The sequence below is a fragment of the Paenibacillus wynnii genome (assembly GCF_000757885.1).
Lineage (GTDB): Bacteria > Bacillota > Bacilli > Paenibacillales > Paenibacillaceae > Paenibacillus_AQ > Paenibacillus_AQ wynnii.
Map to the genome: position 1 here is coordinate 1,134,206 of NZ_JQCR01000002.1, position 23,873 is coordinate 1,158,078.

A 23,873-nucleotide genomic window follows, 5' to 3' on the forward strand; every position below is an offset into this window, starting at 1 on the left:
CTTACATGTGCGATCTATTTCAGTTCAATACTGAACGATACGGATTTGCTGCCTGCATTTACTTTCACTGTTGTATCATCCATCTGATCTGCACCCTTAACTGATGCAATAGCCCCCAGATCCTTCAGTGAGAAGGTAAACTCTTTACCACTGCCTTCAGCAGTAATTGTTAATGTACTACCCTTACGCTCAGCGGTAACAGTTAATTCTGGAGCACCTTTCAGATCACGAACGGTTGCCGAAGTTGCAGTACCGTCTTCAAGTGAATACAAGCTGAATTTCACGCCTTCTGCAAAATCATAATCCGGACGGTTGTCGATACTGCCGATAGCCAGCAAGGTGTTCGGCCGAACGAAGAGTGGCAGACTGAAGAAGTCGAACTTCTCTTTGCGCCATGAGCCGCCTTGCACAGTTTCTCCACTAAGAAGATGTGTCCAGCGTCCAGCTGGCAGATAATACTTCACATCGCCACTTTCCTGGAAAATAGGAGCTACAAGCAAGGACTCACCCAGCATGTATTGACGGTCCAGCACTTCGCAAGTAGGATCTTCCGGGAATTCCATCACCATCGCACGCTGCGAAGCCCAGCCATGTTCTGCGGCTTGACCAGCAACATCATACAGGTAAGGCATCAAGCTGCATTTGAGCTTGGTGAAGAAACGGGTTACATCCACAGCTTCGTCATCGTAAGCCCAAGGCACCCGGTACGAGGTGCTGCCGTGCAGACGACTGTGGCTGGAGAGCAGTCCGAAGGCTAGCCAGCGTTTGAAGACATGAGCCGGAGCGGTATTCTCAAAGCCGCCGATATCATGGCTCCAGAAGCCAAAGCCGGACAAGCCGAGCGACAAGCCGCCGCGCAAGCTTTCTGCCATAGACTCATAGTCCGCGTAGCAATCGCCGCCCCAGTGAACCGGGAACTGCTGTCCGCCGGCCGTTGCCGAACGTGCGAATACAGCGGCTTCATTTTTGCCAAGCTTCTCTTCCAGAACCCCAAACACAACTTTATTGTACAATTGAGTGTAGTAGTTATGCATTTTATTCGGATCCGAACCGTCGAAGTATACAACATCCGTTGGGATACGCTCGCCGAAGTCGGTTTTGAAGCTGTCCACACCCATATCCACTAGGTCACGCAGGTAACCGGCATACCATTCACACGCAGCTGGATTAGTGAAGTCCACGATCCCCATTCCCGCTTGCCATAGGTCGGTTTGATATACGTCACCGTTTGGCTTTTTGATTAGGTAACCATTTTTCTTACCTTCTTCAAACAAAGGTGAACGCTGCCCGATATAAGAGTTGATCCATACGCAGATTTTCAGACCTTTTTCCTTCAGGCGTCCCAGCATTCCCTTTGGATCCGGGAATACGCGCTCATCCCACTGGAAATCCGTCCATTGATATTCACGCATCCAGAAGCAGTCGAAGTGGAATACGTGCAGTGGCAGATCACGCTCTGCCATGCCTTCGACGAAGGAGTTCACAGTAGCTTCATCATAGTCGGTGGTAAACGAAGTCGTCAGCCACAGTCCAAAAGTCCATGCCGGCGGCAGCGCTGGCTTTCCTGTTAGGGAAGTATACTTGGTGATAACCTCCTTAATAGTAGGTCCTTCGATTACAAAGTATTCCAAGCTTTCACCGGCTACGCTGAACTGAGCTTTCTTCACTTTTTCCGAAGCAATTTCATACGACACTAACTCAGGATGGTTAACAAATACGCCATAGCCCTTGCTTGTTACATAGAAAGGAATGTTCTTGTAGGCCTGCTCGGAGCTGGTGCCGCCATCCTTGTTCCAGAGATCAACAACCTGTCCGTTCTTTACAAAAGGGGTAAAGCGCTCACCCAGACCGTAGACATACTCGCCTACGCCAATGTCTAGCTCTTCGCGCATGTACGTATTTCCGTCCTGATCTGTGATATAGGCCATCGATTTGTAACCGCTACCTGTAATACGCTCACTGCCACGGTAGAAGTCTACTGCCCAATGCGTTCCCTTACTGATTACGACGCGCAGTCCTCCGCTGATCAGAACCGTCTCCAGCTCAGTCTCCTCTATTTCCACATGATCTCCGGTCCCTTTGGTCAGTTCAAAAACCGGTCCACGTTCTTGTACACCATCATGGTGAATAATCTTGATTCCTACTACGCCCGGAAGCGGGGAATGGAATTTTACAGTAAGCAGGGTTGAGTTCAGAGTTGCTGCACGCCCTGTAATAGGAGTGGTTTGGGTAATTGCCGTTAAACCTTCGGGAGTCTTTTCCACAGCATAATTTTGTACGGCTCCGTTAATCGAAATTCCGTCACGAACCAGCCAAAGACCGTCTGTAAATTTCATTTGAACCTTGCCACCTTTCAATTTGGTGTTTATAGTTGTATTATACCGATAATAAAAACACAAAACTAATAAAATATAGCTTATTTATAACACTATTTTGATGTTTTATCGAAAAAGGAGGCGCAATATGGATCGAACTTCCCAACGTTTGCTAAAAGAAGACCGGGTGCATGGCGATGTTATGTTTCCTCTAGCTGCCTATTGGGTTGAACTCCCGGCCGGGGCTCCTGTTCTCGATACGCATTGGCACGAGGAAGCAGAGTTTTTCATGCTGCTGGAAGGAGAAATCCTATTTCAGGTGGATACCGAATACTTTCCGGTACAGGCCGGTGAAGCTATCTTTATCGAATCCGGTGATATACATGCCGCTTATATACAGAGCGAGTCTCCCTGCAAATTCTGTGCCATAGTCTTTCACCCTGATCTATTAGCCAGTGCCCAATATGATGCGATACAGCAGAATACAATTTTGCCGCTACAGGAGAAACGTCAAAGCTTCCCCCGCCATATTAAGCCCGATATTCCATGGCAGCAGGAGCTTCTCCGCCATTTAGAGCGCATGATGATGGCATACGATACTAAAATGCCCGGATATGAAGCTTTTATGAAAGGCTCCCTTCTTATTATGCTATCGCAAATCGCCGTAGAAGGACGTTCCGTAAACCATAGTCAGTCCGATGACGCTGATACCACCAAGATTAATCGTCTCAAAAAAATCATTCTCTACATTCAGGAGAATTACCGCGAACCTATCCGAACGCACGATTTATCCGAACTGATCCCGATGAGTGAAGGACAATTCTGCCGCTTCTTCAAAGCAATGACTCGTAAAACACCGGTGGATTATATCAATTCCTACCGAATCCGCCAGGCTGCCGATTTACTTCAGCAAAGTGAACGAAAAATATCCGACATCGCACTCGAGGTCGGATTTGATAACGTAAGCTATTTCATTAAAGTGTTCCGCAAAGCCATGAAATGCTCCCCCTCCGAATTCAGGAAGGGGGCAGGGCAATCGGCCGTCATGGGACAGCTGCACTCTTAAATCAATTAAGTCCCAAACCGCTGTCGGTACCCACATTTACGGCATAATTCCTCCACGGCTTCTCTTCGGGAAAATCCGTAGAACAGATTATTGGCCCGCTCCCCTTCAACAATCTCGGAGAATGGCGTCTTGTGGATGTTCCCAAGGTTAATTACGCCCTCACCATCCAGACAACACGGTACCACCGTACCGTCGACCAGTACCGCTGCTTGACCGCGAAGTGCATGGCAAAAGCCCTTGCCGTCATCTTCCGGCTCCTCTAGGCTCGGCCACCTGAATTCATGATCCTGATTGAGGTAGATTCGTTCTGCAATTTTGACACCACTGCCCGGAACGACCTTCTCATCAATATTAAAGTCCAGGTTAAAAGCTTCCTCCAGAACCGCCAAGGTCTCCCGGTTACGTTTCTTCTCCAAGTTCGTCCGGTTGTCCTCCGTAAGATTCCATAACCGGAAAGAAACAATAACCCCCTGTGCAGATGCTTCTTTTACAAAAGAAATGATCTCAGCCAAATACCCCTCGCGGTTCTCGGATCCTTCATGCCCGTCAAAGCTGTGCAGAGAAAAGTTCATCTGACGCAAAGCCGGCTTGCCGATAATCTTGGGTCCCGCTTTATGAATCAGCGTTCCATTGGTGGTAATGTTGACCTTGAAGCCCTTGGCATGAGCGGCATCCAGCAGTTCCCCAATCTTGGGATGAAGCAGCGGCTCGCCTTTAACATGAAGGTAAATATGGTTACTATGCGGCTTAATTTCATCTAGTATGGTATTAAACGTATCGAGCTTCATGAAATTCTTCTGCCTAACGGTTTGCGGACAAAAGCTGCAGGCCAGGTTGCAGACGCTTGTAATCTCGATGTATACCTTTTTAAAAGTTTTCAAGTTCTGCTCCCTTTCCTTCCTTAGGTTCTAAAGATCAGAGGTATAGCGGAGTCCGATTTGTGCTCTGGCTTCTTCCATAACCTCAGCTACTGCCAAAGAGTTGGCATGACTGTTAATCCCGCTCTCCCGTTCACCGTTCTTAAGCAACGTGATGAATTCCTCAATCTCATAATACATGGATTCAAATACTTGCGGCTGAGTTAACTCCTCAATTGTTCCGTCACGGTAATGTATTTTCACCTCATAAGGCTGATTAATTTTATCGATAACGATTGTACCGTTCTCACCCTGAATCTCTGCGGACAAATAGGAATCAGCAATCTTGGAATGCATAACAACGGCATCCATGTCTGAATAACGCATTACCATACTTCCCTCTCCATCTACTCCCGAGGACAACAAAACACCCGTTGCCTGAACGGATTCCGGCTTGCCGAAAAGTGCTACCATCGGATACAGACAATAGATGCCCAGATCCATTAGTGAGCCATTAGAATAAGCAGGATTGAAAGCATTTAACACCGTTCCCTGCCGAAATGCATCATAACGAGAAGAGTATTGACAGTAGCTTGCAAAATAGCGCCGAACACGCCCGATTTTATACAGGTTGTCCTTCACAATTCTAAAGTTAGGCATGAAGGTGGATTTCAAAGCCTCCATCAGTAACACATCATTATTCCGCGCGGCCTCCATCATTCTTTTCAGTTCTGCGCTGTTGGAAGCGATAGGCTTCTCACAGATCACATGCTTCCCATGATTCAGGCAGATGATGGCCTGCTCTGCGTGCATGGAGTTAGGGCTGGCAATATATACTGCGTCCACATCACTGCTGGACACCATCTCTTCTAGGTTAGTGTAAATAGCAGCTCCTGCATATTTAGCAGCAAATGATTGTCCCTTTTCTTCCGTACGGGAGTACACTGCAGTCAGGATAAATTCCTCATTCTCCAGGCCGGCTTGAACGAAGCGGTCTGTAATCCAGTTTGTTCCTACAACCCCGAATCGAATTGACATATAGCATCCCGTCCTTTTTTTGTTCTTACTGACTCTAAATTCTATTTTCTCACTCTCTAGGTAGTAATGTCTACTTTTTACGACAAAATTCCGACAATTTATGATAAACGAAACAAACCCCGCCTTAACCAAGCACGGGGGTCTGTTGCACTACATATATTACAAGCTAATTTACTTCATAAAAAAACTTCAGCAGTTGTACGATCTCATCCTTGTTGTGATCTACCACCGTCTGGTGCTGAGGCATCAAGAACAATGCTTCAATTTCCTCCGGGAACTCCTGCTTAATATCGATTAGGGCAATGGCTTCATCAAATTTAGCAGGATGTGCAGTCGCAAAGGTAATTCCCAACTCATCCGGGCCGTTAAAGGCTTCATAAGCCGCGATGCCACAGGCAGTATGCGGGTCAAGGAGATATCCGTGAGCCTTCTGGTATTTGCTGATGGTATCGAGGCACAGCTCATTTTTTACGCCGAGTGCTGCAAAGTCCGATTGAACCTGTTGAAGGGTTTCACCTTCGATAGTGATTTTGCCGTCACTCTGCAGGGCAGACATATACGCGGACAGCTTCTCGGTATCTTCGCCAATTAGATAATACAGATACCGTTCAAAGTTGCTCGCCACCTGAATATCCATTGAAGGACTGTATGTGCTTGTAAAATCGCCAGGCTTGTATTCTCCGGTATTCACAAAACGTTCCAGAATATTGTTTTCGTTTGTGGCGATGATCAGTTTGTTGATCGGAAGCCCCATTTTTTTCGCGAGATATCCTGAAAAGATATTACCAAAGTTACCGGAAGGTACACTGATATTAATCTTCTTGTCTGCACTTCCCTCAACCTGCAGGTAAGCATAGAAGTAATAAACCGTCTGCGCCAATATACGCACAAAGTTAATTGAATTAATCGCCCGAAGGTGGTATTTGCTCTTAAAGTCCAGATCCGCGAACAGATCCTTGATCACCTTTTGGCAATCGTCAAAGTTGCCTTTTACCGACAAATTCAAAACGTTGCTATCATCAACAGTTGTCATTTGCAGCTCTTGCACCTTGCTCACCTTGCCATGCGGATGCAGGATACAGATCTTGATTCCTTCCTTGCCGCGAACACCTTGAATGGCTGCTGCTCCGGTATCACCCGAGGTTGCGCCGAGAATGTGGATGATTTTGTTCTGCTTTTTGGAGATATAAGAATATAATTCACCCATAAATTGCAGCGCTACATCCTTGAACGCAAAGGTAGGGCCATGGAATAATTCCAATACATATAAAGAATCGTTGATTGGATGAACAGGCGTTACTTCCGGTGCACGGAAATTGGCATAACTGGTGTATACCATTTCTTTTAAATCCTCATAGGGAATCTCGTCGTTCGTGTAATAGGAGAAAATCTTCAGGAACAACTCCTGATAACTCAGGCTTCTCCACTCTTCCAAAGTAGCTGCTGAAATTATCGGAATCTCGGAGGGAATCATCAATCCACCGTCATCGGCCAACCCCATTAAGACAGTATCAATAAAGCCCTTAGCTTCCACATTGCCTCTTGTGCTTATATACTTCATACTCATCCTCCTGAACCCCTCTTTATTTAACCTAATAAGCTGAATTCAAGCCTCAGAGCATGATGCTTAAATTCACTTTACATAGTAACACGTTTACGCGTTAAAGTCCGTTATTTTTATGTCAGATTTGGCCTCCGGATATTTATTTGGAGGATTTATTCTGGAGCTCTTTCCAAACGGTTTTGTTGCTGTACTTCCAGTCTGTGCTAACATCCTCACCGAACCATTCCGGTGCCTTGAAGCTTTCCGCTTCCTCCAGTGAATCGAATTCAACCTCAAGTACGGATAACTCCAGTTGCGTATAAACGTCAATCTCTACTGTTGTTCCGTTCCATTCGCCTGTGAGGCGTTTTTTAACCAACGGTATAGCCTTGACCGCCTCAATCACCTGATTATATAGACCCTCAGAGATGAAATATTCAATCTCTTCGCGGCTAATCCCTTTGCCATCCTTGAACGTATGCGTAAAGGTTATCTCACCTGAGTCGAGATCCGTAATTTTGCGGACCCGGAGCTCCTGACCATCCTCAATCGCCAGATAGGTCTGGTCGATATTCTGCTGGGTGTATATCTTAAGCTCTCCGTCTTGTATAAGCTGTTCCGGATATTCCGGAAGCAGAAACTTGCGTTCAATCTCCAAAGCCATGATGTCTGCCACTCCTCGTCATCTCTTTACTTTTATTAATCATCATAGGGGTGAGGATTATTCAAGTCAATGTGAAGTGAAGAAACCTGTAGAGAATATTCAGGGAAAATACAATCTTCATTCGGCCCTAGCGACCCGTTTCCGCCAATTCTATTGTACTTATACACTTCATTCCGCTCCAGTAGCTCATTTCCACCCATACAAGAAAAACAAGCCAAGAACTATCCTCTTGGCTTGCCTTTTTAGCGTATCCGTCTCTTATTGAGCCTTCAGCTTATAACAACCACTTACATAATCACGTTGCTCATCCGGCAGTGATAGTCCAGCCTGCATTAGCCGATCACCGCCATATACTTCTCCGCTTCCTTCCAGTGTGTAATCGAGGCTTGGATCTAAGCCGCTCAGCTTCAAAATGCGGCGCGGTGGGTTAGGCACAGCCATCACCCGGAAGTAATAGACCAACGCCTCGCGCTGATCGTCAGACACGAACATCCATGCCGTCTCATTTCCCTCGAACGGACTTTGCAGCCGGTACAGGTTGCCCTGTTGAACAAGGCTGCGGATTTCTTTATAATTCGCAACTTGCTCCTTAACCAACTCCTTCTCTTCTGCGGTGAATTTGGTAAGATCCAGCTCATAGCCGAAGTTACCGGACATAGCAACGTCTCCGCGGAAGGACAACGGTGTAATGCGTCCAACCTGATGATTCGGCACCGCGGATACGTGTGCTCCCATCGCACTTACAGGATACACCAGACTCGTCCCATACTGGATCTTCAGACGTTCAACCGCATCGGTATCATCGCTCGTCCAGGTCTGCGGCATATAATACAGCATTCCGGGATCGAAACGTCCACCTCCGCTGCAGCAGCTCTCGAATAAGATCTTAGGGAACTTAGTCGTCAACCTTTCCAGCAATTCATATAAGCCGAGCACATATCGATGTGCGGTTTCACCCTGACGTTCAGGAGCAATTTGAGCTGAACCAATCTCCGTCAGACATCGGTTCATATCCCATTTCACATAAGAGATAGGCACAGTAGAGAAAATACGGCTCAGCGACTCATAAATATACTCCCTAACATCTTCTCTGGTGTAATCCAGAACCAGCTGCCAGCGCAATTCACTGCGGCGGCGGCCCGGCACATGCAGACACCAGTCGGGATGCTGGCGGTATAGATCGCTATCCGGCGAGATCATTTCCGGTTCTACCCACAGGCCGAACTGTAGACCCAGTCCGTTCACACGTTGAGCCAGATCATTCAGTCCACCGGGCAGCTTTCGAAGATCTTCTACCCAATCTCCGAGGGAGGAATTATCAGCATCTCTTTTGCCGAACCATCCATCGTCCAGTACGAACAGCTCAATACCCAGCTTCGAGGCTTCGACTGCAATGGACTCCAGCTTATCTGTATTGAAGTCAAAGTATGTCGCTTCCCAGTTATTCACTAGAATTGGGCGTTCCTTGTCTCTGAAAGACCCCCGGCATAGCCGAGTCCGATATAACCGATGATAAATCCGAGACATTTCGCCAATCCCTTGTGCGGAGTAGACCATAACCGCTTCCGGTGTTTGGAATTCCTCCCCGGGCTCCAGCAGCCAGTTAAAGTCAAAGGAATTCAACCCGATGGAAAAGCGCGTAGAACCGAAGGAATCAACTTCCGCTTCCGCCTCAAAATTACCGCTGTACACCAGACTGAAGCCGTATACCTCTCCCTGATTCTCATCCGTTCCGGGCTTTGCAAGAGCCGCAAAAGGATTCAACTGATGACCGCTCATGCCTCTGCGGCTCTCGATATTAGTCCCCCCTTGCACCAGACGTCTGCGGGTAAGATTGCCCTCTCTTGCCCATGCTCCTGCCAAATAGATCATATCCAGCTCACCTGCCGGCAAATCTACACTGGCGCTAAGTGCACGAAGAAGTTGTAGTTTAGACTCCCCGTGATTTACGAATTGCACCGACCTTGCGATTACATCCATCTCCTGATAAACCGTATAACGAAGAATAACGGTTAGCTTCGCGTAATCATCCGTCAACGTTAACTCCAGAGTATCAGCTTCCTCTGCAGACTCCACATACACCGAAGGCAGCCCCTCCAAGGAGGGTTTTCCCGCTATAACCTGGTAACTGCTGTAACGCAGCTCGGTTACCCGTGTTCCATCATCCAATCGGGCTTGGTATGCCGGATTCCGGAAATCGCCTGATCCGTATTGAGGATATTCCTGCGGTAGACGGTCCAAGCCAGTGTGCCCGCCCTGATTTAACATACCGTCCAAGTTGCCATCATTCCGCAATGATTTTCCCCAATACACGTGAACCGGATATCCGTTTATAAGCTGGATAATGTAACTCATTCCTTTACTCTGTAAATGAAAGAGCCCCTTGTCTTCCTGTACCGTAATTCCCATGAACTAACCCTTCTCTCCATCAGATATATATTCTTAACAGGATTTATAGCAAACTCTCATCTATAAAATCGGCCATCGATTGAACCTTCAGTCCCTTAGGTGCCGCTGGAATCCAGTCCTTACCGCCTGTACCTCTTAGAGAGAACTCCACAGTTTTCGACTGACCCGGCAAAAGATCGAAGAAGTTATCCGAGAAAATCCCCTCGTCCTCTGAAGTTAAATAAACGCCTCTGGAGAGAATGTCACTTGTAACGGTAAAGCTGAGTCCCCCGCTGCCCGGGGATTCAACGATCGTAATTTCAGGTTTGCTGATCTTTATATCCTTTGCCGGAACCAAGTAGTGCTCCTTGCTGTCTAAGGTTTGACCCTCTGATACTAACCCAAGGGATAATACTACGCTCTCTTGTGCATGTCCATTGAGCAGTTCAGCAACTGAAATCGAATATACAACCGCTGCGGAGTCTGCTTCCAGAACTACAGATTTAGACCATTCATCAAGTACCGAACCATCCAAGTGATGCAGCTTGATCGACAGTTCAGTATTTAGTGCTTTCCTTGAATCAGAGACTACATGAACATCCAGTTGTCCGGCATCGGTAGTCTCAACAGAGAGAATAATTTCTTGATAGCTTTTGCGAACCGCATATTGCAAAGCCTTCCAGCGCCCATAATAATCCATGCCCGCCCAAGAGGCTACCGGCCAGCAGTCATTCATCTGCCAGTACAAAGTTCCCATGCAAAAGGGTTTATTTCTTCTGTGACTTTCGATGGCGATGCGTATGGCATCAGCCTGCAGAATCTGACTCATATATAGGAAGGCTGTGAAATCTTTTGGCTTCGGCAAATACATATCCATATAATCTTTAATTAACAAGTTGCCGCGCCCATTTTTTTGGTGGGCCATCATAACGTCCGAGGTTAGCTCCATATCCTGTTCTTCCGCATAGCTCATCACTGACTTCAGCTCCGGGAACGACTGGAAGCCATATTCACTCATGAAGCGGCCGACATTCAGATTATAGTTCTCAAAGGGCTCCGTTGCGTGCCAAACGCCCCAATAATGGACATCCCCTTCACCTGTGGTACGTGTAGCATGCTGATTGACATCTCCTGTTAGATCACGCAGAGGAGACGAAGGCCAGTAGTCGATACCGGAGTGGTGGGCCTCAACAGCCTCAGGCAGAATACGATGGAAAATTTCCTGGTAATGTCCCCACATCACATCCCGAATTTCAGGGCTATACTCTTTTTTCCAACCCCAGCCCATATTTTCTCCATAATGCGCCCAAGCCGAATCGATCTCATTATTACCGCACCATAAGGCCATGCACGGGTGGTTTCGCAATCTTTTCACATTGTACTCTGCTTCTCCACGGACACTTTCCAAGAACGGTTCATCACCGGGATACATGCTGCAGGCGAACATAAAGTCTTGCCACACCAGTATTCCATATTCATCACACAGACGGTAGAAGATATCCTCCTCATAAATCCCGCCGCCCCATACTCTCAGCATGTTCATATTGGATTCCACCGCGGTTGCGATTTCATGACGGTAACGTTCCTCAGTAACTTCTGTGGAAAAGCTGTCGTTCGGTATATGATTCGAACCTTTGGCAAAGACCGATACTCCGTTTAATTCAAAAGCAAATGAAGTCCCCCGCTCATCCTTTTCCCGAATAAGCTTGATCTCCCGAAGTCCGGTTCGTACATTCGCGCTCGCTGCGGTTTCCGTACCTTGAACCAATTCCGCTTGAAAACTGTATAAATGAGGATCACCCAGACCCCGGCACCACCATAAGCGCGGCTGATCCACGACGATATCCATTTCAACGGTTTGATTGCCGGTTTTCAGTGAGACCGCCCGCATCCATTCCTGTCCGTCTGCGGATATACGCAGCAATCCTTCCCACGCTTCCGGAATAGCTACATCTAATACAGCCGTCAGACGCGCTTCCTTCTCCGTTATATGGTTCTGCCGAATATATAGGTCAGCTATTGAAGCAGTATCCCGCCCTTCTAGAATTACCTCACGCCAAATCCCGCTAGTTACAAATCTCGGACCCCAATCCCACCCATAATGATATGGAGCTTTTCGGGCAAAGATACTAATACGCTTCTCATCAAGCCCGCCCAGCTCTGATTGGTCATTCGCAGCAGGCAAGGCATATCCCAATTGCTCAAGCTTTGGCAGGTCTTCCGTGACCACTGAACGAAACTTTACTCGGATTTCATTTTCTCCTGTCTTTAGTAGTCCTTTTACATTAAGCTTCCATTCCTTGAACATATTGTCCGCCGAAAGAGCATGCTCATCATTGATATAAACGTCAGCGTACGTATCCAGCCCTTTGAAAATCAACTCCGTGCTTGCTAAACTCTCCCATTGATCGTCAAGCTGAATGGTTGTTCTATACTCCCAATCTTTCTTATCTATCCATTGCAATTCGTGCTCATTCTTTCCATAAAAGGGCTCTGGAATCATTTCATTCTTCAGCAGATCCGTGTGGACCGTACCTGGTACTGTCGCTGAAAGCCACTCTTTATCACCGCAGGCTCTAAATTCCCAATTTGAAAGACTCATTTGTTGTTGTCTCATAATACCTCCATAATGTAGAGTGTGATGGCACTTAATCAAAATATCATGCACTTTCTCATTTTTCATTGATACCATTTGGTATTCATTGCACTTTGTTATCTTATTGTTAGCACAACACTAATTATAAACCTATAATTAAAACAAATAAAGACAATAAATAATAATTGAATCCATTTAACAGGTGCAAAATTAACGTTATACTGATGAAGTAAGCGCTAACAACAAACGAAAAAGGGGAGAATTAAATGAGAACAAAGTTATTTTCGTTATGTTTTGTTATTATTCTGATTTTATCTGTATCGCTGACAGGATGCGGTTCGAGCAATAATAACAATGCTACAGCAACAGAGAAGCCGACAGCAAATGCAACAACTGAACCCGCAGCAGGCGATGCAACAACCGAACCTGCAGCAGGTGGAGCTGATATCAGCGGTAAAATCACCTTCCTGACAAACAGAACAGATATGATCGGTAAAGAGTATGACGAATATGTAAAGCGCTTTAATGAAAAGTATCCAAACATTGAAGTTGAATTTGAAGCTTCTCAAACCGACTATAACCAACAAGCAAAAGTTAGAATGGCCAGCGGTGAGCTTCCTGACGTAATGTTCATCCCTACCATCCCTAACTCTGATCTCCCAAAATACTTTGCATCCCTTGATGATCTGGGTCTGAACGATCAAGTTACTTTTAAAGACTTCAAATCCCAAGATGGTAAGCTTTATGGAATTACAAGTGGTAACTCCACATCAGGTATCGTCTACAACAAAAAGGCATTCGCTGATGCAGGAATTACTGAAGTTCCAAAAACTTGGGACGAGTTCCTCGCTGCCTGTGAAAAGCTGAAGGCAAATGGTGTTGTTCCATTGGCTTCAAACTTCAAGGATAAATGGCCCCTCAATGACTGGGTGTATGCTGTTCCCCGTGTAATTGAAGGCAAAGCAGATTTCCCGAACGAAAAGCTAACCACAGATACTCCCTTTACTATGGACAATGGATACGGAAAATCACTCGGTTTGTTGAGAGAGCTTAATGAAAAAGGATATCTGGAAAAGGATATTAACTCCACAAACTGGGAGCAGTCGAAAAAGGATATCGCTTCAGGCAAGTTCGCTATGTACTTCCTAGGCAACTGGGTTATCAATCAGGTTATTGGCGCCGGCACAACTGCTGATAATGTAGGGTTCTTCCCACTTCCTTATGACAATTCAGGCACACCAGCAGCACCACTTAGTCCTGACTTCTTCTATGCGGTTTCCAAAGATAGCAAAAATGTTGATGCTGCTAAAGCATTTGTTAAATGGATGATTACTGATTCCGGTTATGAAGATTTCGCAGGTTTTATTTCACCACTTAAAGGCAAAGAATCGTCATTGGCTCAACTTAAAGAATTCCAGTCAACAGGTGTTGTACTGCAAGAAGGCACTCCTGATAACGCTCAAGTTACAGAAATCAGCAATAAAGCCCAACTGGATCTGCCAGCTGTGGTTCAAGAGTTCGTACTTGCTAAAGACCCACAAAGTGTATTTGACAAATGGAACAAATCTTGGGCTAAAGCAAAAAAAGATCTGGGCTACTAAAAACCACGGATCTTAATACTGAAGGAATACAACTACAAGCTGCACAATCGCAGTAAAACGTATGATGGCGCAGAATGGATTATCGCCTTTGTGGATAATCCATTTTGTCGTCAATATCCATGAAAGAAGGGTGCCGTGATGTTTGGAACACTTTCCTATAGTAAGCAGAAAAATATAATCATCGTTTCATTCTTGTTAATTCCACTGATCTTGCTAGGAACATTCACTTTTTATCCTGCTCTCAAACTGATCTATTATAGCTTTACTAACTGGGACGGTTATAGCCCCGAGAAACCATGGGTCGGTCTGGCCAATTACCGTGAGGTTTTCTCTACTCCGGATATCTTCTTAGTGTTTAAACATAACTTCGCGTATTTCGTAATGGGTATTATCCAGAATATTGTTGCCATTTATTTTGCGGTTGTTCTAAATAGCAAGCTTCGGGGTAAAAATGCATTTCGAATTATGCTGTTCCTCCCTTATATTATGAACGGTGTGGCCGTGGCCTTCATGTTCGGTTACGTCTTCGATACCACGAACGGTTCCTTGAATATGTTACTGAACAGCATTGGCCTTAGTAGTCTTGCCGAGACTAGCTGGCTAGGAACCGAAGGGCTCGTCAACTATTCACTTGCTTCTACTGGATTTTGGCGCTTTATGGGTTATAACATGGTTATTTATATCGCCTCTTTACAGGCTATTCCTAGAGATATTTATGAGGCTGCCAAAATTGACGGCGCCGGCACTTTTCAGACGCTTTGGAGAATTACACTCCCTAACATGAAAGCTGTTATACAGCTGAATTTATTCCTTACCGTTACCGGCGCATTAGAGGTATTCGACCTGCCATTCGTACTTACTAAAGGCGGTCCAGCGGGTGCCAGTCAAACTTATGTTATGCGCGTAGTGGATACGGCCTTTGCCTACAACAATTACGGTCTTGCTTCGGCCATGAGTATTATCTTGCTATTCTTTGTAGTGTTTGTACTGCTGATACAGCAGCTTGTTCTTAACCGGGGAGGAGATAAGTAGATATGGCACATACAAAATTTCGCTTCATTGATTTCATTAAATACTTTACGCTGCTGATCGGCGTATTCGTAGTACTTTTCCCTCCCTATGTAGTGATAGTCAATGCGTTTAAGTCTACGGATGAGTTTAATACAACTAGTTCAACGGCACTTCCGAAAAGTTTTCTAAACTTTGACAACTTCGTTGCTGTGTTTGAGCGCGGAGGTTTACTCAGCGGATTTGGAAATGTATTATTCATTATCATAATTACATTGACCCTGAACATTCTCTTTGGGACAATGGTAGCGTACGTACTTGGCCGCTTCTCCTTCAAAATGAAGCCGGTTGTATTCGGTGCTTATCTAGTGGCTACGATTATACCGAGCATTACAACACAAGTAGCGACCTTCGGTATTATCAAGGATCTTGGTCTATACAACACTCTAGGTGCTCCTATCGTACTTTATATAGGTGCTGACGTTATCCAAATCATTCTATATATGCAATTTATTCGGAACATCCCTTTTGATCTCGATGAAAATGCGATGGTTGAAGGTGCTTCCCTATTTAAAATATACCGGTCGATCATCTTTCCTCTGCTGACACCGGCTACAGCTACTTTGGTTATACTGAAGACCATCGGTATTTACAATGACATGTACATCCCTTATCTTTATATGCCCAAACAAAGTCTGGGTGTAGTTACTACCGTTCTAATGCGTTTTCAGGGGGTCAATTCAGGGGAGTGGAATCTCATCTGTGCAGCCATTCTGATCATTCTATTGCCAACGGTAATCCTATACATCTTCCTCCAACGTTATATTTTTGAAGGCGTAACCAGCGGCGCAGTGAAGTAAGGCAGAGTACGGAAAGGAATAACAGCTATGGTGTCATACATCCGGAGGATATTACGCAACATATGGTTATTCCTGGCCAACCTGCCTATGGAGCGGAAACTCATCGTCGTATTCGTATTTCTAGTCTCGATACCTATAACGTATGTGAGCTATCTGACTTCCCGCTCCATGGTTAACTCTGTTTTGGTTAATGCAACCGAGGGTGCTAGCCAAATGACTTCTAACGCCTCCGATACCATTGACCGTTATGTTGCCGACTTAAAGCGCTATACTGCTCTTCCGCTGTATAATATGGATGTCCAGTTCTATCTGGAGCAGAAGATTACAGACTGGGATAAGAACACTAAATTGAACATGTTCCTCAGCTATCTGCATCATACAAAGGAAGAAATTCTTGCCGTTTACCTAGTGGATAGATACGGAACTGTTTTTCATAATAGAGATCCTAGTATTAATCAATTGTTTCCAGAGGAACAACAAACGGAATGGAAAAGTCTAACTGAAGCTGCGGGAGTGGCCCCGGTCATTCAAGGCAGACACACCATCCGAGTAAACTCCGGTGAACAACGGGATGTATTCAGCATTCTCCGTACTGTAAATTCTGTGAACACCTTAAAGAAAATCGGCATTATCGCATTTGATGTGGACATTAATCTCTTCAAAGGGATTATTGATCCCGTCAACGCCGTTACTCAGGGAAATACGCTGATTGTAGATAACAAAGGTGATCTAATCTATGATGGTGCTGTCCATGGAGAACAAGCGGATAAGAAGCTGTCCCTTAACACGCAGCAACTGCTGAAGAAGGCAACCCAGCCAGAGGGACATTTTCAAATGGATCTGGAAGGCCAGTCGTTCTTGGTGGTATACACCATATCTAAGCAGACGGGTTGGACAACATTGGTTGCGATTCCTCAAGACCGTATCCTATCCCCTGTTCAGAAAAATCGGAATACGCTTCTTTTTACTACCCTAATCATTGTAGCTTTTGCACTCTTCGTTGCTACAGTAATTTCACATGCGTTGACCAAACCTCTGAAATCAATGGTCCGCCTAATGAAGCAAGTGCAGCATGGTAATCTTGATGTTTGGCTGCACCCTAAATATAACGATGAGATAGGGATGCTCGGCAGTCATTTTAACCGAATGATTATCAGAGTTAAAGATCTGCTGCAGGAAGTATCCGTTACCGAGAAACGCAAACAGAAAGCGGATATGCGGGCGCTTCAGAATCAGATTAATCCACATTTTATTTACAATACTTTAGAATCCATCCGTATGCTTGCGGAGAGCAATGATGATCCACGTGTAGCTAAGCTTACCTATCTGCTTGGGCTTCAGATGCGTTACAGCATTACCCGCAGTGACGAGACGGTTACGGTCAAACATGAATTAGAGCATGTGAAAAATTATTTTCATCTTCTGCAAATCCGTTTTCCGGATAAATTCAAGCTCGAGATTGAGGTTCCGGAAGTTTTCCTCAGTCTTCCTATTATTAAGCTGGTTTTTCAGCCTATTGTTGAGAATGCGGTCTTTCATGGGTTGGATCAAAAAGAAGGTCCCGGTACACTCATGATCTCCGCTAAATTTGAGGGTAGTCATGCTGTGTTTTGTGTGGAGGATAACGGTGTCGGAATGGATGAGAATACACTGATTTCTTTGAATAACAGCTTAATGGACGGTGCCACGGGAGAAAAATTCGGAATTGGACTAAGAAATGTGAATGAACGAATTCGACTGCATTACGGAAGTGCGTTTGGGCTCCGTGTGGAGAGCGAACTTGGCATAGGAACCCGTGTGATCTTGCGGATTGAAGACCCTTCGACTAAGGCCAGCGAAGAATAATAGACATGCTTGGAAAGGGGTTAACTGTTTTGCTGCGAATTGTGATTGTAGATGACGAGGTCCTGATTCGTGAAGGTCTGGCCCGGATGATCAGTAAAGAAAGCGATAATTTTGATATAGTCGGAACGTATCCAGATGGAAGACAGGTACTTGATGGACTGCCAGAGCTCCACTTCGATGTCGTGATCACGGATATCCGCATGCCGCAAATTGACGGCCTGGAACTAATTAAACGGCTGAAAGCCAGCCACCCCCATATTCGTTCTATTTTGATGAGCGGATTTGTTGAGTTTAATTATGCCCGGGAAGCTATACGCAGTTCAGCTGTGGACTATTTACTAAAGCCTATCGATAAAGAGCAGCTGTTTGAATTGTTGTACCGGCTGAATGTAGAACGGAAGCAACAGTTAGAGAAAGAGGCGGGGTACCGATCCGGTCTGCTGCTGTCACTGCTTCATATCGAAGAACCTTCTACCATTCTAATGACCGGCCTTACCTTGCCCCAGCCTTATTTCACGACATTTGTTCTCAAGGAAAGCTGTCAAGAAACGGTCTGCTTTTGTGCAGACAGTCTGCGGCAAGAGAAGGAATCTCTATTCGACGATATAGAAGTTCATAAGGGCCTCCATGTCTTGATTTGGTATTCGGAACGGAAACTCACCTCTGACGAGATGAAGGATATTGCTGATCTAATTATGGGAGAACCCCCAGAGCATGTTCAGCACTTAGGTTCCAGTTGCTCCTATAATGATCCTTCGAAGCTTAGACAAGCCTATATAGAAGCCAAACAGGCATGTGATGCCGGTATATACAGCCCTAAGACTTTCCATTACGCGAATATCCAAGAGATTAGCAAGTCGGGGACTGTAACTACAGCTCCCTTTTCTGCTTTTAGTGAGTCTCTAATTCATGACCTGCAAATTCTGAATGTATCGGGAGTAATGGAATCTGTTCATAAAATATTTTCAGAGTTAAGAGTACAACAAGCTTATTCGGATCAAATTCTGCACATCTGTCATCTCATTGAGGAGACTGCAAGCAAGGAACTACAGGAGTTCAAGGCTGTTTATAAAAGGGTAATAACCCACATCCGGTTGCAGGAAAACATACAGTCGTGTACGAGCTTCAAGGAAATGGAGAACCTCTTCACCTCCGTTTTCTCGTCTGCATTGAATGAAATCCGAACGGGTCGCCTAGAAATGTCAGGTACCGCAGTAGAGACGGTGAAGCGCTGGATAACAGCCAACTATAATCAACACGCGGAGCTGAATCATCTGGCAAACATAGTATTCTTGACGCCGAGCTATTTGAGCAAACTATTCAAGCAGGAAACGGGAATGACCTTAACCGATTACATTATCGAAATCCGAATCCGCAAAGCCAAACAGCTGCTTAAAAACTCTCCTGATCTAAAGGTTCACGAAATTGGAAGCGAAGTCGGGTATCCCGATCCTGCTTATTTCAACAAACTCTTCAAGCGTGTAGTGGGTGTGACACCTAATGAATACAAGCGAATTTCTATCTAAAGCGACCTCTTTCGGGAAACTGTGGCTAATAACAGCAAGCTTGTTCATGCCCTTCAGCGGAAATTTTTCCAGAATAGATGTAAGCTCTGTTAAGACACTCTCTTGATTAGAAGAGGGTGTCTTTTCATTAATATTCTCCTCTTCCTGCGGCTCAAAACCAAAACTAGTACTTGACCGAAAGGACAAGGTGTAAAGGGTACAATAGCGGATTGCACCATCCGAGGGCAATTCAATTGCACTTTTACATCTCATTTGGCGGAACCCGCCCTTTCCTCCTCATAAAGGGTGTTTTTGGAAGTAATAGTGCCTTCTGAGTCCGTTTGGAGCTAAGCCCCATTTTTTCGGCTACATAGTCAAGCATTGATTTTGTGGTAGATCCCGTAATAGCCTTTTATTTGCTCAAATAAGACCAATTACCCATCCTCCAGCAGCTCCTGCCAGAACAATTATCCATGGGGGCAGCTTCCAAAATACAAGCATGGTAAATAATAAAACAGCTAAGACAAAATCCATAGGTTGCAGAATGGCCGTAGTCCAAAGGGGATCGTATAAAGCCGCCAGCAATATTCCAACGACAGCCGCATTTACACCCATCAATGAACCTTGGATTTTCGGATTATTTCTTAAGCCGTTCCAAAAAGGCAACACCCCAACAACTAGAAGAAAGGCCGGCAGGAAAATGGCTAAGATAGCAATGATTGCCCCGGGCACGCCTCCCGCCATAGCTCCAAGATAACCTGCAAAGGTAAAAAGAGGACCTGGGACAGCTTGAGTGGCTCCATACCCAGCCAAAAAGTCCGCCTGTGTTACCCAGCCTGCAGGAACCACTTCCCGCTGCAGAAGCGGCAGCACTACGTGCCCCCCGCCAAATACCAGGGACCCTGAACGGTAAAAGCTGTCGATCATCGACAGGCCTTTGCTGTCCCCCCACTGTCTCAATAATGGCAGCAATAGAATTAGAGCGAAAAATATAGTCAGGCACACCACACCAAACGTTCTACTTATCTTAATGGGCAAGCTCTGCGTACCCTCCACAGCTTTTTTACGATACACCCCTAATCCAATACATCCAGCGGCAAGAATAATAATGACCTGACTGTAAGCCGTTTGCCACGACAAAGTGATTGCCATTGCGATAACCGCTAGGGTGATTCGAACTCGGTCCGGAGTTAGTTTCTGCCCCATGCCCCAGATGGCATGAGCTACAATCGCTACAGCTACAATTTTCAAACCATGAATCCAGCCGGCATGTCCAATATCGAAGCCTTGAAGAAGATAAGCAAAAGCGACCAAAGCTATGACAGAAGGTAACGTAAAGCCTAACCAGGCAACGATGCCGCCCAGCAGTCCGGCTCTAACGACTCCAATACCAATCCCAACCTGACTGCTAGCAGGACCGGGAAGAAACTGACAGAGGGCAACCAGATCAGCGTAGCTTCGTTCATCCATCCATTTACGCCGCCGAATGTACTCGTCATGGAAATAACCAAGGTGGGCAATCGGTCCTCCGAAAGAAGTTAATCCAAGTTTTGTCGATACACCCCATACCTCGATAAGTGCCGCTAACTTCCCTTTACCGATACTCGGCGTTACTTCTGTTTGCGGGTCATTTTCCATATACAGGGTTACTCCTTTGCTAATGAAATGAATTTCAATTTAGTTTAAGCTGTTCCTTCTAATCAATTCAACCCTTTTACGAAAAGTTTACAAACGAAGGATACAAACACGATAAGCATCACATACTTGATTTACTTCCTAATTCCCCGTTGTCCCGCTTTTTTTGTTAAAATAGAGTTGTCGGCGCAAGTACGTGTTACGCGTCAGTCACGGAAACGGAGGCAAGTACCTGTGGATTATATTATTCTGGACATCGAATTCAACGGCCGTAAGTTTGCCAGCGACCACCCCATGGAGGTCATTGAGATTGGAGCCGTCCGGTTAGACTCTTCATTGCAGTATAAGGATGAATTCTCTTCCTTGATCAAACCCATATATTTCTCGACCCTGAATTCCTTTATTAAGAAAAAAACCGGTATTCCCCAAGAGGAGATCGACGTAGCCGATCGCTTCCCCAAGGTTATCACCGACTTTAGAGAATGGCTCGACCTAAGCACAGACGGAGTTCTGCTGCTTACATGGGGCGGCGAGGATATGAAGCGAATTATACAGGATGTCCGTATACACAAAATGGATGTTTCCTACTGGTTGGCAGCTCCGTACTTCGATCTGCTGAAGGGTGTTCTGCGGGCTCGCGGCCTTAGTAACGATATTAGTGTAGAGGGAGCTATGGCGCTGTTTGAGCTGGATCCTTCAGGCTCTGCACACCGGGCGCTAGATGATGCCCGTATGACCTCGGAGATCTTCCGGGCCGTCTTCAATGAACTGGACTTCGAACGGGTACAACATTACAAGGATACCTTCTCCAATGCCAGAGAACGCAAAACGGTAAAAATCGCCATCAAAGCGATCACCGCTCAAAAAATTGTCCCTACCTGGGATCTTGTGGCTGAGCATTATTTCCCGGAAAAGACATTAGCGGATCCCCGTAAGCTAGCAGAACTTCAGGATTACTTTGCAGCCCAAGTCAATAAGAGCTAAACTCTATCCTAATTCTCATACTTAAACCAATAGCGGCAGTCCCCTTGCACTTATGATAGGGAACTGCCGCTGTTTTACATACTACTTCCGCTTCATTCTGACTTAAAAATTCTGTTTGACATTGCCGTTACGTAAAGGAGTACAGTTAATTTGTAAGCACAAGCTGACAACAGATCTGGGGGGTGGTACTACGGAATACACTGTGCAAAAGCTGGGAACGCTGGCAGGGATAAGCACTCGAACCCTACGTTACTACGATGAGTTTGGAATTCTTAAGCCGGCAAGAATCAACTCATCCGGTTACCGAATTTATGGGCAGGCCGAGGTAGACCGACTTCAGCAGATTCTTTTTTACCGTGAGCTTGGCTTAAGTCTGGAGAGCATCAAGGAGATTGTAACCGCACCTTCATTTGATGGGGCTAAAGCATTGCAGGAACACCGTGACAAGCTGTTGGAGAAAAGAAACCAACTAAACCTGTTAATCGCCAATGTCGAAAAGACACTGGCATCTACAGAAGGGAGAATAACAATGAGTGATAAAGAAAGATTCGAGGGTTTCAAGCAAAAGCTGATTGATGACAATGAGGAAAAGTATGGACTGGAAATACGGGAGAAATACGGTGATAGTGCGGTAGATCAATCGAACCAAAAAGTAAAAAACATGACGGAAGAGCAGCAAGCGGATATCCAAAGGTTGGAGGAGGAAATGTTCGAATCCTTGGTGGATGCTATGGAGGAAGGCGACCCTTCCAGTGTATTGGCACAAAAAGCAGCTGATCTGCACCGTCAGTGGTTATCCTTTTACTGGGGCACATATTCTAAGGAAGCTCATGCCGGGGTTGCCCAGATGTATGTAGACGATGAACGGTTCACCGCCTATTACGACAAACGCCAGCCCGGCCTTGCAGCTTTCCTCAGAGATGCTGTGCATCAGTATACGGGGACGGAGAAGTAATTAACTAAGTTAAAAAAAGAAATCGCCCTATAATAGGAGCGATTTCTTTTTACATTCAAATTATTTTTTTGTGATCAATTCCAGTTCCACCGCGATACTTTTTTCTACAGTCTCACCTTTTAATACTTGCAAAGCTGTTTTAACAGCAGTTTCGCCGATAGAAGCTGGCTTTTGAGCTACGGTTGCAGCCATTTGGCCGTCATTTACAGCTTTTACAGCATCGTCGGTAGCATCAAAACCTACAACCAGGATTTTTTGACCAGAAGCTTGAATGGCTTGAACCGCACCCAGGGCCATTTCATCATTATGAGCGAATACTGCGCCGATATCTTTGTTGCCTTGCAGGATGTTTTCCATTACCGAAAGTCCTTTTGCACGGTCAAAATCTGCAGGTTGGGAAGCAATCACTTTAACTCCGTCTTTTCCGTCTACAGCCTCATGGAAGCCTTGACCACGGTCATTGGCCGCTGAAGTACCGGCAATACCTTGAAGTTCAACCAGGTTGCCTTTGTCACCAAGTGCTTTCAGGATATATTCACCCGCCATTTTACCGCCGTTCACATTGTCAGAAGCGATGTGGGTAACCACTTCGCCGCCGTTTGCCGCACGGTCAACTGTAATTACAGGGATATTAGCTTTGTTAGCAGACTCTACTGCAGTTACTATAGCATCGCTGTCTGTTGGGTTGATTAGAATGACACTTACTTTTTTCTGAATCAAATCTTCAATCCCGCTAATTTGTTTCGCTGTGTCATCTTGAGCATCTACAACTACCAGGGTTGCGCCTGCTTCTTTAGCTGCTTTTTCAGCTCCATCTTTCAGAGTAACGAAGAATGGATTGTTTTGTGTAGAGACCGAAAGACCAATGGTTATTTTCCCGGTTCCGTCTCCTTTATTATTAGCTCCAGCCTCTTTGTTGGAATTGGTAGAACAGCCTGCCAGAACCAATACGATCGCCATGATTACAGTCAAACTTGCATACATTTTTTTCATTGTGAACTCCCCTTTAATAT

General features: G+C 45.5%; 18 protein-coding genes. 8 read left to right on the forward strand and 10 right to left on the reverse strand.

Going from position 1 to position 23,873, the window contains the following annotated elements:
* Nucleotides 1–14: 14 nt before the first annotated feature.
* Entirely contained in the window at nucleotides 15–2,336 is a 2,322-nt protein-coding gene (gene yicI / locus PWYN_RS07665; protein ID WP_036650110.1) for an alpha-xylosidase, read from the reverse strand.
* Between the two features lie 127 nt (nucleotides 2,337–2,463).
* Between yicI and PWYN_RS07670 the strand changes: the two genes are divergently transcribed.
* Nucleotides 2,464–3,381, forward strand: coding sequence for an AraC family transcriptional regulator (locus tag PWYN_RS07670; protein ID WP_036650113.1), 918 nt, complete (start codon nucleotides 2,464–2,466; stop codon nucleotides 3,379–3,381).
* 5 nt (nucleotides 3,382–3,386) lie between these two features.
* On the opposite strand, the gene PWYN_RS07675 is transcribed toward PWYN_RS07670, so the two are convergent.
* The 7 genes from PWYN_RS07675 to PWYN_RS07700 form a co-directional block, all read right to left on the reverse strand.
* Entirely contained in the window at nucleotides 3,387–4,262 is an 876-nt protein-coding gene (locus PWYN_RS07675) for a radical SAM/SPASM domain-containing protein (protein WP_036650115.1), read from the reverse strand.
* Nucleotides 4,263–4,289: 27 nt separating this feature from the next.
* A complete protein-coding gene (locus tag PWYN_RS07680; RefSeq protein ID WP_036650118.1) occupies nucleotides 4,290–5,276 on the reverse strand; it encodes a Gfo/Idh/MocA family protein in 987 nt (328 codons plus the stop codon).
* A 166-nt stretch (nucleotides 5,277–5,442) separates the two neighbouring features.
* On the reverse strand, nucleotides 5,443–6,837 hold the full coding sequence (gene thrC / locus PWYN_RS07685) for a threonine synthase (RefSeq protein WP_036650121.1): 1,395 nt from the start codon (nucleotides 6,835–6,837) through the stop codon (nucleotides 5,443–5,445).
* Nucleotides 6,838–6,979: 142 nt separating this feature from the next.
* Complete coding sequence (locus PWYN_RS07690) at nucleotides 6,980–7,483, reverse strand: CYTH domain-containing protein (protein WP_036650123.1); 504 nt, start codon at nucleotides 7,481–7,483, stop codon at nucleotides 6,980–6,982.
* A 35-nt stretch (nucleotides 7,484–7,518) separates the two neighbouring features.
* Complete coding sequence (locus tag PWYN_RS29160; protein ID WP_157261111.1) at nucleotides 7,519–7,701, reverse strand: hypothetical protein; 183 nt, start codon at nucleotides 7,699–7,701, stop codon at nucleotides 7,519–7,521.
* 40 nt (nucleotides 7,702–7,741) lie between these two features.
* Nucleotides 7,742–9,892 (reverse strand): alpha-galactosidase, encoded by a 2,151-nt coding sequence (locus PWYN_RS07695; RefSeq protein ID WP_036650125.1) that lies wholly within the window; start codon nucleotides 9,890–9,892, stop codon nucleotides 7,742–7,744.
* 43 nt (nucleotides 9,893–9,935) lie between these two features.
* A complete protein-coding gene (locus PWYN_RS07700; RefSeq protein ID WP_036650128.1) occupies nucleotides 9,936–12,488 on the reverse strand; it encodes a beta-mannosidase in 2,553 nt (850 codons plus the stop codon).
* Nucleotides 12,489–12,733: 245 nt separating this feature from the next.
* Between PWYN_RS07700 and PWYN_RS07705 the strand changes: the two genes are divergently transcribed.
* The 5 genes from PWYN_RS07705 (at nucleotide 12,734) to PWYN_RS07725 (ending at nucleotide 19,307) form a co-directional block, all read left to right on the forward strand.
* On the forward strand, nucleotides 12,734–14,068 hold the full coding sequence (locus PWYN_RS07705; protein ID WP_036650129.1) for an ABC transporter substrate-binding protein: 1,335 nt from the start codon (nucleotides 12,734–12,736) through the stop codon (nucleotides 14,066–14,068).
* A gap of 138 nt (nucleotides 14,069–14,206) precedes the next feature.
* Entirely contained in the window at nucleotides 14,207–15,100 is an 894-nt protein-coding gene (locus PWYN_RS07710; RefSeq protein WP_036650131.1) for a carbohydrate ABC transporter permease, read from the forward strand.
* Nucleotides 15,101–15,102: 2 nt separating this feature from the next.
* Entirely contained in the window at nucleotides 15,103–15,936 is an 834-nt protein-coding gene (locus PWYN_RS07715; protein ID WP_052087824.1) for a carbohydrate ABC transporter permease, read from the forward strand.
* 27 nt (nucleotides 15,937–15,963) lie between these two features.
* Nucleotides 15,964–17,781, forward strand: a complete 1,818-nt coding sequence (locus tag PWYN_RS07720) for a sensor histidine kinase (RefSeq protein WP_036650135.1) — start codon at nucleotides 15,964–15,966, stop codon at nucleotides 17,779–17,781.
* 29 nt (nucleotides 17,782–17,810) lie between these two features.
* Complete coding sequence (locus PWYN_RS07725) at nucleotides 17,811–19,307, forward strand: response regulator (RefSeq protein WP_036650136.1); 1,497 nt, start codon at nucleotides 17,811–17,813, stop codon at nucleotides 19,305–19,307.
* A 399-nt stretch (nucleotides 19,308–19,706) separates the two neighbouring features.
* On the opposite strand, the gene PWYN_RS07730 is transcribed toward PWYN_RS07725, so the two are convergent.
* Complete coding sequence (locus tag PWYN_RS07730) at nucleotides 19,707–20,924, reverse strand: chromate transporter (protein WP_052087825.1); 1,218 nt, start codon at nucleotides 20,922–20,924, stop codon at nucleotides 19,707–19,709.
* 231 nt (nucleotides 20,925–21,155) lie between these two features.
* On the opposite strand from PWYN_RS07730, the gene PWYN_RS07735 reads away from it, so the two are divergent.
* Together PWYN_RS07735 and PWYN_RS07740 are read left to right on the forward strand one after the other, a co-directional pair.
* On the forward strand, nucleotides 21,156–21,905 hold the full coding sequence (locus PWYN_RS07735; RefSeq protein ID WP_036650138.1) for a 3'-5' exonuclease: 750 nt from the start codon (nucleotides 21,156–21,158) through the stop codon (nucleotides 21,903–21,905).
* A gap of 175 nt (nucleotides 21,906–22,080) precedes the next feature.
* Nucleotides 22,081–22,860, forward strand: a complete 780-nt coding sequence (locus tag PWYN_RS07740; RefSeq protein WP_036653518.1) for a MerR family transcriptional regulator — start codon at nucleotides 22,081–22,083, stop codon at nucleotides 22,858–22,860.
* Nucleotides 22,861–22,920: 60 nt separating this feature from the next.
* Here the strand turns inward: PWYN_RS07740 and rbsB are convergent, their stop codons facing one another.
* Nucleotides 22,921–23,853 carry a ribose ABC transporter substrate-binding protein RbsB gene (rbsB, locus tag PWYN_RS07745; RefSeq protein WP_036650141.1) on the reverse strand — a complete coding sequence of 311 codons (933 nt, stop codon included), beginning with the start codon at nucleotides 23,851–23,853 and terminating at the stop codon, nucleotides 22,921–22,923.
* Between the last annotated feature and the right edge of the window lie 20 nt (nucleotides 23,854–23,873).

What these genes read in the sequence shown, in the direction of transcription:
- yicI (WP_036650110.1), bottom strand. Translation starts at nt 2,336, where the DNA reads ATGAAATTTACAGACGGTCTTTGGCTGGTTCGTGACGGAATTTCGATT.
- PWYN_RS07670 (WP_036650113.1), top strand. Translation starts at nt 2,464, where the DNA reads ATGGATCGAACTTCCCAACGTTTGCTAAAAGAAGACCGGGTGCATGGC.
- PWYN_RS07680 (WP_036650118.1), bottom strand. Translation starts at nt 5,276, where the DNA reads ATGTCAATTCGATTCGGGGTTGTAGGAACAAACTGGATTACAGACCGC.
- thrC (WP_036650121.1), bottom strand. Translation starts at nt 6,837, where the DNA reads ATGAAGTATATAAGCACAAGAGGCAATGTGGAAGCTAAGGGCTTTATT.
- PWYN_RS07690 (WP_036650123.1), bottom strand. Translation starts at nt 7,483, where the DNA reads ATGGCTTTGGAGATTGAACGCAAGTTTCTGCTTCCGGAATATCCGGAA.
- PWYN_RS07695 (WP_036650125.1), bottom strand. Translation starts at nt 9,892, where the DNA reads ATGGGAATTACGGTACAGGAAGACAAGGGGCTCTTTCATTTACAGAGT.
- PWYN_RS07700 (WP_036650128.1), bottom strand. Translation starts at nt 12,488, where the DNA reads ATGAGACAACAACAAATGAGTCTTTCAAATTGGGAATTTAGAGCCTGC.
- PWYN_RS07705 (WP_036650129.1), top strand. Translation starts at nt 12,734, where the DNA reads ATGAGAACAAAGTTATTTTCGTTATGTTTTGTTATTATTCTGATTTTA.
- PWYN_RS07710 (WP_036650131.1), top strand. Translation starts at nt 14,207, where the DNA reads ATGTTTGGAACACTTTCCTATAGTAAGCAGAAAAATATAATCATCGTT.
- PWYN_RS07715 (WP_052087824.1), top strand. Translation starts at nt 15,103, where the DNA reads ATGGCACATACAAAATTTCGCTTCATTGATTTCATTAAATACTTTACG.
- PWYN_RS07720 (WP_036650135.1), top strand. Translation starts at nt 15,964, where the DNA reads ATGGTGTCATACATCCGGAGGATATTACGCAACATATGGTTATTCCTG.
- PWYN_RS07730 (WP_052087825.1), bottom strand. Translation starts at nt 20,924, where the DNA reads ATGGAAAATGACCCGCAAACAGAAGTAACGCCGAGTATCGGTAAAGGG.
- rbsB (WP_036650141.1), bottom strand. Translation starts at nt 23,853, where the DNA reads ATGAAAAAAATGTATGCAAGTTTGACTGTAATCATGGCGATCGTATTG.